We start from the raw sequence: 14,397 nt of genomic DNA on the forward strand, positions 1-14,397 counted from the left end.
TCGGCCCCCGGCCGTCCCCGGCAGAGGGACCTGGTTGGTCGATCCATGTGACCGGATCGCCGATCACGCCGTCCAGTAGCGACACGACAGATAGTTCGGCTGCGAACGCAGCGTCGCCACTCGATGTGGCCAGGGCCGCAGTCGGCCATGGGATCGCAAACGCATGGTCCATCGGTAGTCCTCTCGCTGCGTTCCGCCGCGGTCGCGATGCCAGCCCGCCGCGTGAGCAGGTAAATCAGCGATCTTATATCAACTAGCTGACAATGCGTCTGAAGTCCACGGCCTCGACGTTCCAGTATCCATCATCGAACTTCGAGAGCTCGATGAACGCCCCAGTGTGAGGGGCGTCGATGACCATGTCGTCGCCGATGTACATGCCCACGTGGCCCGGCGCCGCGTTGGTCCCGTCAGTTCCGGCAGTGAAGATCAAGTCTCCGGGCTTGAGCTGGGATGGATCGTAGATCGGGGTGCCGGAGAAGACCTGCTGGGAGCTCACCCGCGGCAGGCTGATCCCCGCAGCGAGGTACGCCTCCATCACAAGTCCCGAACAGTCATAGCCGTCGGGCCCGGTTCCGCCCCAGAGGTAGGGCAGGCCAAGCCGCGCGATGGCGTATTTGACGGCGGTCACGACCTGAACCGGCGTGCCGACCCGCAGTGTGTATCCGCCTGGCAACTGCGTTGGGCTGGTGGTCGTCTCGCCATCTCCGTCGCTGGTCGCACAGGCTGCGGATGCTCCGCTGAGCGTGCCGACGATCTCGGTGGCGATCGTTTGCCACTGGGCGTAGGCGTCCGGGAAGCCGGATCTCTGTACGTCCTGGGCCGCGACGGTCACCGGCAGACTCTGCCAGTCCGGCACCTTCAGCAGCGCGTTGTAGAACTGCGTCGAGGCGTAGACCGGGTCCAGGATCTGGGCTGCGGTGCCCCAGCCCTGGGATGGGCGCTGCTGAAACAGGCCGAGTGAGTCGCGGTCGCCGTAGTCCAGGTTGGTCAGCTTCGATACCTGCGTGGCGGTGGCGATGGCGATGATCTCCCCGTACTGCGGGACGCCGAGCCCAACGCCTACCTGGTAGATGATCTGGGCGTTGTTCATCATGTCCTGCGTCAGCTTCTCGCTGTCGCCCATGTCCGCGCCTACCTCGGCTGAGCCGGTCGAGCACGAGGTGACCGAGGCTACGGCGGCGAAGGCGCTGCCTGCGTCAGCGCTGGTCCCGGAGACGACCATGGCGACGCCAACGATGATCCCGAAGGGGCTGAGCGCGAAGGCCGCGCCGATGCCCTTGACCGACGCCTTCATATGTCGAGCCCCGCTGCCCAGTGCCGATTCGGCGACGGGGAGGCAGCGGGGCGTGACAGAGTGTTTTGCATGTGCGGCTGCCAATCTCTACGTCTATTCGCAAGTGCGAAACGCGAATGCTGGCAGCCTACAGGTCACTCAGCCATCGATGTCAACTATCGAGGACGACTTGGATGATAAATTTTCTCACATGAGAATCAGTGCAGCGGGAGGTAGGCCGGCGTGGCAACGAGCGCACCGAGCAGCGCTCCGGCGATGACCTGGTTGCGGGTGTGGTCGCCGAGCGCGACTCGCGACCAGCCGACCAGGACGACCAGCGGGTAGAGGGCCAAAGCCCACCATCCGCAGGCCAGGGCGATCAGCAGGACCGAGCCGGAGGAGACCGCGCTGTGCACGCTGATCTTCCAGGCCGGGGTGAGCGCCATGAGCGCGGCAAGGGTGGTGAGCATGGCCACGATAAGGGCGGTGATCGGGCGCAGGGCGCCGAGCACCACCATCAGCGCGATGCCGGCGGCGACCGACGCGATGATGAAGCTCATCACGATCAGACGGTGCTGTTTGACGCCGACGTGGCTATTGGCCCACCGCCCGCGGTGCATGCCGCGCTTGATGAACCAGATTGACAGGACGGCAGCGAACATGGCGCCGAGCAGTCCCCATCCAAGGCCTGTCCACCCGTCGACGACCAGCCCGACGAGCACGACGTCAAGCAGGATCCGCTTCTTCGGCTCCAGGTAGTCGGTGATTCGGCGGGCCGTGCTGGTCGGCGCGGTCTTGTGGTGCGACAGCGCGGTGGTGCTCACGGGGTTCCCACCAGTTCGTTGCGGTCCGCCAGGATCGGGATCAAGGCCATCTGCACACGCATGTGGTTGTCGAGCGCCCGGGTGACCGCCAGCAGCCACCGGACTTCGGCGCGAAGGTCGTCATCCGCGCCGCGCTGAGGCGTGACGAAGTTGTGCTTCGGTTTGCCGGTGTGCGCGCACAGCAGCGCATAGCGGATAGTGGTGGCCTCGACCAGGGCTTCATGGTCGACGCCGGTCAGATTGATGCTGGTTGCGAATGCCTCGGCGTACGGCGCGGGGTCCACATCGCAGTACTCGTAGAGGATCGCGAGCGAGTCGCGGATTTCCATGGTTCGCCGGATCAGGCGGAAGCGCAGTAATCCGAGGATCTTCAGCCCATCGCCATCAGTACCGGACTCCGACTCCGGATAAAGGACAGTGTCCGGCCGGAACGGGGTGACCAGTTGCCACAGCGGATACAACGCTGCAAGGTCACGTCGGTCCTGGTAGAAGGAGGTGGCCCTCATCAGCGCTGGTATGCAGGTGCCGGACAGAATGAGGCAGAGCGTGACGCCCCGAATGAGGTTGGAGAGGCCGAATCCGATCTCACTTTGCGAGGTCGTAGCCGCGCCGGCCAGCGGGGCAACCAGGATGCCCAGGCGCAACGCGGTATCGACGGCGTTGATGGCGGTACCGATGGCGAGCATCGCGAAACTGACACGCATCAGGCGTTCCTCAGCGGCCGAACGCCGCCAGGCAACGGTGAATATCGCTGCTGCGCACAGCATCGCGAGGCCAAGGTAGCCAAGCCACACCGCCTCGTAACCTATGGCGACGGGGCGGTTCGAAGCGGAGTCGATGAAGTCGGAGTTCTCGACGCGCGGGACGAATGCGAACAGGCCGCCGAGGGCCGCCATCGCCGCACCAGTCACCGTGTGCCGCCAGGCCAGCGCGCGGCTAAGGATCCTGGTGGGCTGGGCAGAGGCGATCACCCACTCCAGGACTGATGCGGCTGCGAGCACCCCGAACAAGTGCCTGACGAGGGCCGAAAGGTTCGTAATGTGCACTGCGGCGTCGAAGTGGACTGCAAGCATCGGCAGTTCCAAGGTCAGCGCCAGGGCGAGGGCGGCAAAGGTGCACCACATCGGTCGGGTGGCCGGGAACCGTCGCGCATTGCGCGCACGCAGGAGTGTGACGGCCCACAGGACGGCGAGAACGGTGAGCTTAACCACGGCTTGCACTCCGCATCGTGGGAGCCAGCGCCGCATGAAGGCGGGCCACCAGCGCATCATCGGTACGTGCCGCATGGGTGACGGCGTGCTCCATCATCAAGCTCGCGAGCATTTCCGCCTCGCGTTCCTGCTCGTCGCCGTAGTTGTCGTGGCGGGCGAACATACGCGCGTGGATCCCGGGCTGGACCATCTCGAACTGGCTGGAGAGTGTGTCGTGGGCGACGTGGCCGCACACCAGGTGCGCGATCTCATGCAGCACGATCTGCGTTCGGTGCAGGCCGGTCGCCCACGGCTGGTGATAGATGACGTCCCTATCGCCGTACGGCATGCAGGTGCCGGTGATGCCTGCGGGCATTGCTGACTCCCACGGCAGGACCACGAGCGGCCGACTGCGCTCGGCACCGATCCGTCGGCAGAACTCGTCAAGGTCGAAGGGCACCGGCAGAGGCAGCCGCCGCAGGTAGGCCGAGCAGGCAGCGTGAAGCCGATGGAAGTTGTTCATGTGGCTCGATCCCCGGTGATCCCCAGTGGTACTCGGATCGCTGCCGGGGACCTTGTCGACTGAGCGCCCTGGCGTGCGAGAGCGGCCCGCGATGCGACCGCCGTACGATCACATTAGAAGGCGAATCGGACAATCCAAAGCAAGATCACACTTCGTTGTCAATCTGTGAAGCGGCGTCACGCCTCGTTATGAACTCGTGATCAATGAACGCGCGTGACGCAAAAAGCCAGGCCGGCGCGATGAGTACTCATCGCGCCGGCCTGGCTGTGCGGGTCTAGGCTTCGGGCTCCTTGGGGATGCCTTCCAGCTCGTACGCGGCGTCGATCATCGCCTTGACTGCCGCAAGGGACTTCGGCGAGAGCCGCGCTGAGCGCATCGCGACGTCGCGCACGTCCTTGTCGCGCATTGCCGCGAGTACTTCCAGCTCCTCGTCCGTGCGTCGCGCAACGTGGTCGTCGTAGAAGTACTCCGGTTTGACCCCGAAGAAGTTCGCCAGCGCCACCAGGCGCTGGTAGCTCGGCTCCGTGCGCTGCCCCTTGCGCAGCTGCCAGATCCCCGTAGTGGAGAGCAGCTTGCGCCCGGACTCCTTGTTGGCCGCCTCGGCGACTTCCTCGTTCGTGTAGGGCCCCCGATTGCGCGGATGCACGGTGGCGAACAAGTGTTCCAGTCGCGTGGCGAGCACGCCTGGCTCCGGCGTGCCGTTGTCGGCAGCCGGCGGCTCGTCGGAGGTGTTCGCGCTCATGTCGAACCAGTGTCACACGTTCGCGATCGAGGAGGCAAGCTCGAAAGATTTTCGCACCAACGGGTTGACACAAGCGAATCTCGATGGCGTAGGTTGCACTTGATCGATTTTCTCAATTGAGAATCGATCCGCGCGACACCGGCTCTCGGTGCCTTCGCGCCCCACCTCCCCTCTCGAAAGGAAGGCGGCTGACGTGTCGCTTCTGGTGCACTCCTTCACCGTGCTGGCCGATGCGGTCAACAATCCCGCACCTGTGGACCCCACCGGGGGTTCGAAGGGCGTCGACCTCCTGCTGTCGTACACGAAATGGGGAGTGCTGATCGCCTGTGCGGTCGTCGCCCTGGCCAGCGGCGGGTTCATGGCTATCGGAGCCCTGTCTCACCGCCCCGACAACGTCGACAAGGGTAAGCGGGCCCTGATCTGGTCGATCATCGGTGTTGTGGCGTCGGCGTGCGCGATCCCGCTGATCAACACGGTCGCCGGCGCTGCGGGCTAGCCATGACCTTCACCTCGAACGAGTTCATGGCCAAGTCGAAGGGCCCCAAGCGAGCGGTGATCGCCGTGTTCGTGGTGGCCGTGGTGGCGACGGCCGTGGGCTACGTGCTCGGGTCGGGAGGAAGCGCGGCGGGCCAGGCGCCCGGGTCCAACGACCCGGGCGCTGTGGCCCCGCATCAATCCAGCCCTGTGCCCGCGGTCTCCTCGACCACGGTCGCAAGCCTCGGCCCCATACGCCTGGTCCAAGGCTCGGTCCTGGTCACCGGCTTGTACACCGAGTTCCCCCATTCCACCATCGGCGCGATCTCAGCAGCCGACGAGTACATCACGGCCCTGGGCTCCACCCTCGATCCGGACCGCGCGGCCACGGTCGCGCGCCTGGCGGCAGACCCGTCCTACGCCGGCGCGCAGAACGAGGCGGCCACCGGCGCCCAGAACACCCGCAAGGCGCTGGGCCTGAAAGCGACCGGCCCGGTCCCGCAGGGCTACTCCGTCGAAGTCTCCGCGGTTTCCTACCAGCTCAAGTCCGAATCGGCGGACAGCGCCGAGGTCCTGTTGCTGGCGTACTTCACCGAGGCGACCCCCTCGCAGGGCACGGTCGCGCACGCTGCCGTCTTCCCGATGGTCATGCACTGGGCGGCCGGGGACTGGAAGTTCCTGCCGATGGACAGCACCGACTACTCCTCGCTGGCCGTGCAGCCGGGCTCAGCCCAGGCCGCCAGCGACGGATGGATCAACTTCACGCAGTGACCGGCGAGCCCGGCCACTTCTCGCACCACAATCTCAACGATCAGGAAAGTGCTCATGTCCTGTGGAATCACTGATTTAACAGGCTGCGTTGGCGATATCGTCGGCTCGGCGGTCTCATCTGTCTGGGACAACATCTGCAAGTCCTTCGGCGACGCCGCCGCCTCGATGTTGAAGAGCTTCGGCTCGGCATTCGCCAGCCCCGACATGGGCGCCGTTGACCTGGGAAGCGATGGCGTGCACAGCGTCTACGCGCTGTCGCTCGGCATCGCCAGCGTCGTTGCCGCGCTGCTGCTGCTCTTCCAGGTGCTGCGCACGGTGTGGACCCACGAAGGCAGCGCCCTGGCGCAGGGTTTGGTCGGCGTGGGAAAGGCCGCCCTCGCCTTCCTGATGACCATTGGTGTGGCGACCGCGGGAGTCAAGGCGGCCGACGACATCTCGGCCTACATCGTTAAGCAAGGGTTCGGGACGGACGCCGCGCTCGGGCAGAAGCTCGGTGCCCTGTTCGCCGGCGACCTGAGCTCGTCCCCGACACTTCTGATGCTGATGGCCCTTCTGGGCATCATCATCACGGTCGTCTTGTGGTTCGAGCTGCTGATGCGCACTGCGGCGATCACCATCCTTGTAGCGACCAGCCCGATTGCCGCGGCAGGGCAGGTGAACGACTCGACCAGGGCGTGGTGGGGCAAGGTGGTGTCGGCTGCGACTCAGCTGATCATCCTGAAGCCGGTCATCGCCTTGGTTTTCATGCTGGGCTTCAAGGTCTCGACCCAGTCCTCTGGCATACAGCAGACGTTGGCGGGCTTGTTGATCCTGCTGATGGCCGTGTTCGCGTGGCCGAGTGTGGCGCGCTTCTTCGCGTTCGCCTCGGTTGCGGTCGGGGGCGCCGCCGGGCTTGGCGGACTGCTCGGCTTCGCCTCCGGGCGCGCCACAGCGATGGCCAGCGCCACCGGCGGCGGTGCGAAGGGCAGTGGCGGTTCGACCGCTGACTTCTCGAAGTCAGCTGAAGCGCGTACCACGGCGGCGAAGTCTGCGCTCGGCATGGGGCCGGGGCCAGGTGGCTCGGGTGCGGTCGGCGAGGGTGCGGATGCCGCGAAGCAGGATGCGATCAAGGGCGCGATGGGCAAGGCGAGCACCGCCCTGGCTGCGGCAGGACCGGTCGGGATTGCACTGGCCGGCGCGAAGGCGGCCCAAGGCGCGATCAATGCGGTGTCCGGTCGCATGGAGCAGATGGCTGGACACGCCGGCCTGTCGAACGCGAACCCCTACCACCAGGCCGCCGGTTCCATTCCCCAACAGGGCGGACGGCAGGGCCAGCGGTCGGGCGATGGCAGGCAGCAGCGAACGAATCAGACCATCGCCGAGCAGCAGAATCCGCCAGGTCGATCCAACGACCAGCTTGGCTCCGCCGGAGTATCGACTGTGGAGCGGCACCGGCCCGAGCCCATGAACTACAGCGCCGGATACGAGTCCGAGGAGATCCCCGAGCGAGCCGAGTACGCCGCTGGACCGAGTGACCCGGTGGCCTCGATGCCGTACGAGGAACGCGAAGCGGACTACCCCACTCCGCCGCGCCCAGTCGAATCGCCCGATATCCAGGCCGCTCCGCCGACCAGCGTCCCGGCCAGCGCCGAGACGCGCCGCGCGCAGGCGCCGCAGCTGGCCCCACAGCAGCCGGATCTGGCCAGCGCTGCTCGCCAGCAGCAGGGACCGTCGCCCGCCGATGCCCCAAAGCCGCGGGTGAATCAGGACACCGTGAGCCCGCCGACGACAGACCAGCCGCGCACCACCGACGTGAATCCGCAAGGCAAGGAGAATGACCGATGAGCCAGGCCACACACACTGGCGGGACCGGCGCACAAGCCAGCGCACGCGCCTACCAAGGCTGGCAGGTCGAGAAGATCAACTTTATGTTCGGCCTGTCCACTCAACGAGCACTGATGCTCGGTGCAGCCGTGCTGATCGCGACGATGCCGATCGCCATGTCGCACACGTCCGGGATCGTCGTCGCTTGGCCCGTCTCCCTCGTGCTCGCGCTGCTTGTGTTCGTCCGGATCGCCGGGCGCACGACCGACGAATGGGCGATGGCCGTGGTCTCCTATGCCGCGCTGCGCACCCGCAACCAGCACAAGTTCCTCGGTGCGGCCTTCTCCCCGCTCAGCAAGGGAGGCAAGGCCACTTCCATCCCCGACCTTCCCGGGTTTCTTGCCCCAGTTCGGATCCTGGTGGCGGACATGGGCAATGGGCGGGAGCTGGCTGTCGCGTACAACCGGCACGAGCAGTCCTACACCGCCGTCGCGAAGGTTCGTTTCCCGGGCATCGGCCTGGTGGACTCGGGCCGGCGCGACCAGCGGGTTGCCGGCTGGGGCTCGCTGATCTCCGGGCTGTGCACTGAGGGCAACCCCATCACCCGCGTGCAGGCACTTCAGAGGCTCGTGCCGGAGAGCGGCGCCGAGCTGCGCCGCTGGCACGAGGACCACATCAGCAACGACGCCCCGATCCTGGCGCTGGAGGTCTCCCAGCAGCTGCTGGGAGCTGCGACCGTCTCGACATCAAACCGGGAAGCGTACCTGGCCTTCACCCTTGATGCGCGGCGTGCCGCTCACGCGATCAAGACGGCGGGCGGCGGCCCGGCCGCAGCGGCGAGCGTGCTCGCCAGGCACATGCGCGCGGTCGCCGGGTCAGTGACCAGCGCCGACCTGATGATCGACGAGTGGCTGACCCCCCGCGACCTGGCCGAGGTCATCCGCACCGCCTACGACCCGGACTCGGTGCGCCACCTCTCGGAGCGGCGGGCCTCAGCGGAGTCGTCGGCGGCGACTGGCAAGGACGTCGACGGGCTTCCCTCCGGAGTCGTACCCGCCCTCGCCGGGCCGGCCGCAGCGCAGGCTAACGCGGGAACCTACGCGCACGACGGTGCGACGTCGGTGACGTACTGGGTCTACAACTGGCCCAAGCACCAGGTTCCGGCCACGTGCCTCGCGCCGTTGCTCGGAGAAGGTGAGCACCGTCGCAGCTTCTCGATACACATCGAACCGCTCTCGCCGCGGATCGCCGAGCGTGACGTGATGCGCGAGCGCACCGCGCGCAGCGTCGCTGTTCGGATGCGCGAGCGCACCGGGCAGATCGTGCCCGAACACGAGAAGGACGCGCTGCTCCGCGCGAACGAGCAGGACGCCGAACGTTCCGCAGGCCACGGCCTGGCGCGGTTCACCGGATACGTCACCGTGACGGTCACCGACCCCGAGCAGCTGCCCGACGCCTGCGCCGCGCTGGAGGCCGACGCCGCCGCCGCACGGATCGAACTGCGGCGCATGTGGTTCGCCCAGGACATCGGCTTCGCCCTCAGCTGCCTGCCACTGGGCTTCGGCCTGCCCCGGAAGCGCTGGTAACCGCCATGGGACGACGCAACAAACTGCCTGAGTTCGACCTCGGCGCCGCCCTCGGCGGCACGGTGACAACCCGACCGGTCAAGGCGACGAAGAACAAGGCCGCCAAGCAGCGCCCGGCCGTCGAGCCGCTTCCGCCCCGGCTCGGACGCGCCAAGCCCTTCCATGGCCGAAGCCCCCGCTTCCCGCCGGTCCCCACGTTCCGCGGCTCGACCGCGCAGGTCCAGGGGCTGTATCCGTGGCTGTACGGCGGCGGGATGCCCGCGGCCGGCGCCTACATGGGGTACGACTGCCTGACTGGCGGATCGTTCACCTGTCACCCCTTGGTGTGGCTCTCCAAGGGAGTGATCACGAACCCGAACATCGCCTTGACCGGGATGCCGGGCGTCGGCAAGAGCGGCACCGCCAAGGCGATCTCGCTGCGGCTCATGCCGTACGGGGTCAAGACCTTCGTCCTCGGTGACATCAAGAACGAGTACGCGCCGCTGGCCAGGGCTCTGGGCGTCGAGCCGGTTGAGCTCGGTCCGGGCCTGGGTAATCGCTTGAACCCCCTCGACTCGGGGCCGCTGGGAAGAAACCTGCCGGCAGATCCGGAGTTGCTGCGCGAGCGCCTGGACGAGGTGCACCGCCGCCGGGTCACGCTGCTTTCGACGCTGCTGGTCATGCGACTGGAGCGGGCGCTGACCCCGACCGAGGAGGCGGCGATCTCGCTGGCCATCCGCCACGCGTCCGGCCAGGCCGTCGGGGCGAGCGTGCTGAAGGACCCGACGATCCCCGAGGTGTGGGCGCTGCTGCGCGATCCGGACCCTTCGATGGCTGTGGACCTTCGGGTCCGTGATGACTCGGTGGCCGAGCTGCGCGAGCTGATCCGGCCCGTGACGGATGCCCTGGGCAACATGATCCACGGCTCGCTTAGCGGCCTGTTCGACGGGCCGACGACGGTTCGGCTCGATTTCGACGCCCCGATCCAGACCGTGGACCTGTCCTACATTGACGGTCGCGGCGACGAAACCGTGGCGATGGTGCTGGCCTGCGTGTCCTCGTGGGGCCAAGCCGCGATCGATGAGCCGAACGGACCGGTGCGCCTGGTGGTGCGCGACGAGCTGTGGCGCGCTATGCGGGTACCCGCAATGATCCGCAAACTCGACAGTGACCTGCGCCTCTCCCGTGCGCAGGGCACGATTCAGCTGCTGGCCACTCACCGGCTCGCCGACTTCGAACAGGTCGGCGCGGCCGGCTCGGAGGAAGTCGCCATCGCCCGCAACCTGATCGCGTCTTGCGACGTGCGGATCTGCCTGCGCCAGGACACCGCGCCGCTGCGCATGACCCGCGACGAGATCGGTCTGACCGACGTTGAGTGCGCGCACATCTCCTCTTGGTCGGGCGCGCAGATTGGCCGTGCGGTCTGGAAGGTCGGGCGCACCTCCTCGCACATCGTTCAGACCGTGCTCTCGCCACTTGAGCGTCAGCTCTTTTATACAAACGAAAAAATGGCGGTCTGAACCGTGTCCTCCACTGCGCCCGCTCCGCTGCCGCGCCGCCCGCTTCTGGACGAGCCGATCGACTATGTCATCGCCGCGCTCATCATCGTGGGTATCGGCGGCGCCTTGGCTCTGTACCTTGCCGGGCAGTTGGCCGGTCTGCTCTTCGAGTTCGCGTGGCCGCACGTCACCATCGGCCAGACTCTCCAGATCGCCAAGGCGCTGCCGAAGCACTGGGGCGACCCGAAGCAGGCGTGGCCGATCGCCGCCCGCGCCGACCTGCCCGGCCGTGCCGGGTTCGTCACCGCCGCCATCCTTGCTCTCGCTCTCTTGGGGACGGTGATCACCGTGTTGTGGCGGCAGATCGCCCACCGCGGCACACGCCGCGTGCGCGGATTCGCCTCCGGGAGCGAGGTGCAGCAGGCCCTGTCCACGAGTGCCGTGACCAAGATGGGCGCCACGATCAGGCCCTCGCTGGAGGGCCAGCGGATCGACGTGGAGGACGTCGGCACGGTTCTGGGTCGGCGTATCCCGGGGAGCGCGAAGATCGCGCTGTCGGCCGAGGAGTCCGTCCTCGTCCTGGCCGCTGCCCGGCAGGGCAAAACGAGCCAGGTCATGATCCCGATGCTGCACCGTTGGAAGGGGCCGGCCATCGTCACTTCCGTGCGCCGCGACATCGTCGAGGCGACCGCCTCCCTGCGAGCCCTGGTCGGCCCGGTCCTTGTGCTCGCCCCGACCGGGATGCCCAAGTGGCCCAAGGGAGTGCAGTGGTCCCCGGCGGCCGGGTGCCACGTCTACGACACCGCCAAGGCGCGAGCCGAGACGATCGTGCGCGTCGGCAAGGGCGGCTCGAACGCACAGCAGGACTCCTCCAATGCCGGGTTCTTCGGCTCGTCGGCGACCAACCTAGTTGCAGCCTGGCTGCACGCCGCCGCGCTGACCGGCGGGTCGATGAACGACGTGGTGCGCTGGTCGCTCAACCAACGCGACGACACAGCCGTTCGCCTGCTACGCGACCACCCCGACACCGAGCCCGGGGTAGCCGACATGCTCGCCGACATGTACGCCTCCCCGCAGGTCACCAAGGCCAACCTGTGGGCAACCGCCACTATCGGACTCAGCCCTCTGATGTCTCCGACCGCCCGCGAGGTGTTCTGCGGGCCCATCGACCAGAGCATGGACATCGAGCAGTTCCTGCGCGCCAACGGCACGCTGTACGTGCTGGTGTCCGCCAAACAGGCCGGCGGACTGGCACCGATCATCTCGGCGTTCATCGAGACGGTCACCGAGGCCGCCAAACGGCTCGGCGACCTATCCCCGGGCGGCCGACTCGACCCTCCCTTGGGCGTACTTCTGGACGAGGCGGCGAACGTCTCCCCGCTGCCGGACCTGCCAGACCTGCTCAGCTACTCCGGCGGATCAGGGATCTTCGTCGTAGTGGTGCTTCAGAACATGGCGCAAGCCGCAGACAAATGGGGCCCGATCGGCGCGGAGATGATCTGGGGCGCGACCACGGCCAAGGTCATCCTGGGTGGCCTCAGCGGCAGTGAGATCGACGACCTGTGTCGCCTCGCCGGGGACTACCAACAGGCCGTCGGGTCGCTGCAACGCGGCGCGAACGGCACCACGGTTCAGACCTCGTACGAGAACCGGCCCGTGCTTACGGCGTCGGACGTTCGCGGCCTTTCCACCCTGCGACGCGAAGCCCTCGTCTTCCACGGCTCGACCGCACCCGTTCGCATCCGCATGACCAGGCACTACGAGGGTCCGGACCGCAAGCTCTTCGAAGTCGCGGTGCGCCAAGCACGCGCCGCCCTGGCCATGGAGACCGCAGGGACTGGGGACATGAAGTGACTACCGGACGCACCCGCGACGGGCGGATTGCCCACTCGGCCCGGCCCTCGTCGATACCCCTGCCGCGAGCAGTGAGGGAGACCCGCCGGCCGCGCCCGCCGCGCGGCAGCGGCATCCCCGAATGGCACTCACTCAGCGCCCCAGACCGCGATGTGGCCTGGACACAGCTGATCGACTGGGTCGTATGGCTGCACGACCGCTACGAGTTGTCGATCGAGGAACGCATTCCACCGTGCTGGCCGCAGCACCCCGGCCTCGTCGAGGAACTGTGGGCCCTGATGATCTGGCGCACGGAGATATACGACCGTCCAAACCGGGCCGCCGGAGACACGGCGCACTCCTGGCACCGGGAACTGCGCGCCTTCGTCGAGATCACCGTCCCGTTCTACGCCCGCACCTGCCGAGCCGGCCACCGCGGCGCCGAGCACCTGGCCGCGACCGACCGCGCCCTATACGAGCAGTGGCGCAGCCACACCCCGACTAAGAACATCCCGTTGGCAACCCTGATGAGCGGAAGGCCGCGCACCACCATGCAGGACGAAAAGTGGATCACGGCGGCAGCCATGCAGATCGCCATCGACGCCAGCGAGGCCCTGGAATTGCCCACCGTCAAGGGCTGCCTGCGCTACGAGGACAACTGGTGGCAGCGCACCCGAAACCGATGGATCAAGATCGACGACCCGGCGGCCATCGCCTCGATCGAGGAGTTCATCGCCAACACTTGCGAAGTGGACCGGGTGATCGCAGAACGCGCTCGGATGCGCCGAGTGATGACCGGTAAGAAGGAGAACTGATCATGTCGGACATCACCATGAGCACCGAACGAGCGCTGCTCGGCGCCCTGCTGACCGACCCGGCCCAACTCGACGAACTGCGGTACGTGCGAACCGAGGACTTCGAGCTCCAGCGACACCGCGACATCTACGCCGCGATTCAGGACGTGCACGCCGCCGCACCGTCCCTGACCGGGGTCGCGTTCGCGGACCACGTCGCCACCCGCTTGCCGGCCATGGACTTCGCGTGGGAATTCGAGCTGCACACGCTCGCCCTCAACACCCCCGATCCAGACCACGCGCCGACCTATGCTCGAATGGTCCAGGAGGCGGCCTTCCGGCGGGACCTCGCCGAACACGCCGAGCGCATCGGCGCCATCGCCCAGGCAGGCACCGAACCAGCGGTGATCAGCGAGCACCTGGCCCTGCTGTCCGAGGCACTGGGCACCCACGCGACACGGTTCGGACCGATGGCGGAACTCGCGCACATCAGCGACATCGCCTCAGGCCGCGCAGCCGTAGAGATCGACCAGACCGAACCTGAACGTCTCGCCCGCCAGGACCAGGTGCTCGCCGACCTGATGCGCCACCCCGAGGACATCCGCGAGGTCTCAACGTGGCTCGGCTCCGACCGCTTTGCCGCCGGCCCGCGCCGTGAGGTCTACGAGACGATCGTCTACATCGACAGCCTGGACGAACCGGTCGACGAGATCACCGTCGCCTGGAACCTGGCTCGCCGCGCCGCTGCCTACGACGCGCTCGGAACTGACCAATTCGGACTACAGCCGTACGCGGCCGTTCCCGCCTACATCACCACGCTGCGGGACATGGAGATCCCCGAGGACGCGGCGTTCACCGTAGGACGCCAGCTGCTGGCCGACGACCTGACCGCCAAGCTCGCTGCCACCGCCGAGCGGCTGTCGAACAGCGCGTCGCGCGACGACGTATCTCCGGCCTACGCCATCGGTTCGGCCGCAAGCGCGGTGCGCCAGCTCCAGCACACCCACGAATACCGGCAGGACGTCGAACGCGACTACCAGCCACAACGCGATACCGGACGTGACGTGCAGTACGACGGCCCGACCCAGAGCCTGTGACGCAGGAAG

General features: G+C 67.2%; 13 protein-coding genes. 8 read left to right on the top strand and 5 right to left on the bottom strand.

Going from position 1 to position 14,397, the window contains the following annotated elements:
• Positions 1 to 253: 253 nt before the first annotated feature.
• From ABD481_RS28535 to ABD481_RS28555, 5 genes are all read right to left on the bottom strand, one after another.
• Entirely contained in the window at positions 254 to 1,294 is a 1,041-nt protein-coding gene (locus tag ABD481_RS28535; RefSeq protein WP_344668871.1) for a C40 family peptidase, read from the bottom strand.
• A 197-nt stretch (positions 1,295 to 1,491) separates the two neighbouring features.
• A complete protein-coding gene (locus tag ABD481_RS28540) occupies positions 1,492 to 2,097 on the bottom strand; it encodes a phosphatase PAP2 family protein (RefSeq protein WP_344668872.1) in 606 nt (201 codons plus the stop codon).
• Positions 2,094 to 3,308 carry an MAB_1171c family putative transporter gene (locus tag ABD481_RS28545; RefSeq protein ID WP_344668873.1) on the bottom strand — a complete coding sequence of 405 codons (1,215 nt, stop codon included), beginning with the start codon at positions 3,306 to 3,308 and terminating at the stop codon, positions 2,094 to 2,096. Before ABD481_RS28545 ends, ABD481_RS28540 begins: the two co-directional genes overlap by 4 nt.
• Positions 3,301 to 3,810: a hypothetical protein gene (locus ABD481_RS28550; RefSeq protein WP_344668874.1), complete on the bottom strand. Its 510-nt coding sequence runs from the start codon at positions 3,808 to 3,810 to the stop codon at positions 3,301 to 3,303. Before ABD481_RS28550 ends, ABD481_RS28545 begins: the two co-directional genes overlap by 8 nt.
• 274 nt (positions 3,811 to 4,084) lie before the next feature.
• Positions 4,085 to 4,552: a helix-turn-helix domain-containing protein gene (locus ABD481_RS28555; protein ID WP_344668875.1), complete on the bottom strand. Its 468-nt coding sequence runs from the start codon at positions 4,550 to 4,552 to the stop codon at positions 4,085 to 4,087.
• A 193-nt stretch (positions 4,553 to 4,745) separates the two neighbouring features.
• Between ABD481_RS28555 and ABD481_RS28560 the strand changes: the two genes are divergently transcribed.
• The 8 genes from ABD481_RS28560 (at position 4,746) to ABD481_RS28595 (ending at position 14,388) form a co-directional block, all read left to right on the top strand.
• On the top strand, positions 4,746 to 5,048 hold the full coding sequence (locus ABD481_RS28560; protein ID WP_344668876.1) for a hypothetical protein: 303 nt from the start codon (positions 4,746 to 4,748) through the stop codon (positions 5,046 to 5,048).
• A 2-nt stretch (positions 5,049 to 5,050) separates the two neighbouring features.
• The gene (locus tag ABD481_RS28565; protein WP_344668877.1) at positions 5,051 to 5,797 is read left to right on the top strand and encodes a hypothetical protein; all 747 of its coding nucleotides are present in this window, start codon (positions 5,051 to 5,053) and stop codon (positions 5,795 to 5,797) included.
• Positions 5,798 to 5,851: 54 nt separating this feature from the next.
• On the top strand, positions 5,852 to 7,621 hold the full coding sequence (locus ABD481_RS28570; RefSeq protein ID WP_344668878.1) for a TrbL/VirB6 family protein: 1,770 nt from the start codon (positions 5,852 to 5,854) through the stop codon (positions 7,619 to 7,621).
• On the top strand, positions 7,618 to 9,186 hold the full coding sequence (locus tag ABD481_RS28575; RefSeq protein WP_344668879.1) for an SCO6880 family protein: 1,569 nt from the start codon (positions 7,618 to 7,620) through the stop codon (positions 9,184 to 9,186). The genes ABD481_RS28570 and ABD481_RS28575 overlap by 4 nt, the downstream gene beginning before the upstream one ends.
• 5 nt (positions 9,187 to 9,191) lie before the next feature.
• Positions 9,192 to 10,685: a type VI secretion protein gene (locus ABD481_RS28580; RefSeq protein WP_344668880.1), complete on the top strand. Its 1,494-nt coding sequence runs from the start codon at positions 9,192 to 9,194 to the stop codon at positions 10,683 to 10,685.
• Between the two features lie 3 nt (positions 10,686 to 10,688).
• On the top strand, positions 10,689 to 12,518 hold the full coding sequence (locus ABD481_RS28585; RefSeq protein ID WP_344668881.1) for a type IV secretory system conjugative DNA transfer family protein: 1,830 nt from the start codon (positions 10,689 to 10,691) through the stop codon (positions 12,516 to 12,518).
• Between the two features lie 152 nt (positions 12,519 to 12,670).
• Positions 12,671 to 13,312, top strand: coding sequence for a hypothetical protein (locus tag ABD481_RS28590; RefSeq protein ID WP_344668882.1), 642 nt, complete (start codon positions 12,671 to 12,673; stop codon positions 13,310 to 13,312).
• 2 nt (positions 13,313 to 13,314) lie between these two features.
• On the top strand, positions 13,315 to 14,388 hold the full coding sequence (locus ABD481_RS28595) for a DnaB-like helicase N-terminal domain-containing protein (RefSeq protein WP_344668883.1): 1,074 nt from the start codon (positions 13,315 to 13,317) through the stop codon (positions 14,386 to 14,388).
• Positions 14,389 to 14,397 lie beyond the last annotated feature (9 nt).

This window comes from Catenulispora yoronensis (assembly GCF_039531695.1).
GTDB classification, from domain to species: Bacteria; Actinomycetota; Actinomycetes; order Streptomycetales; family Catenulisporaceae; genus Catenulispora; species Catenulispora yoronensis.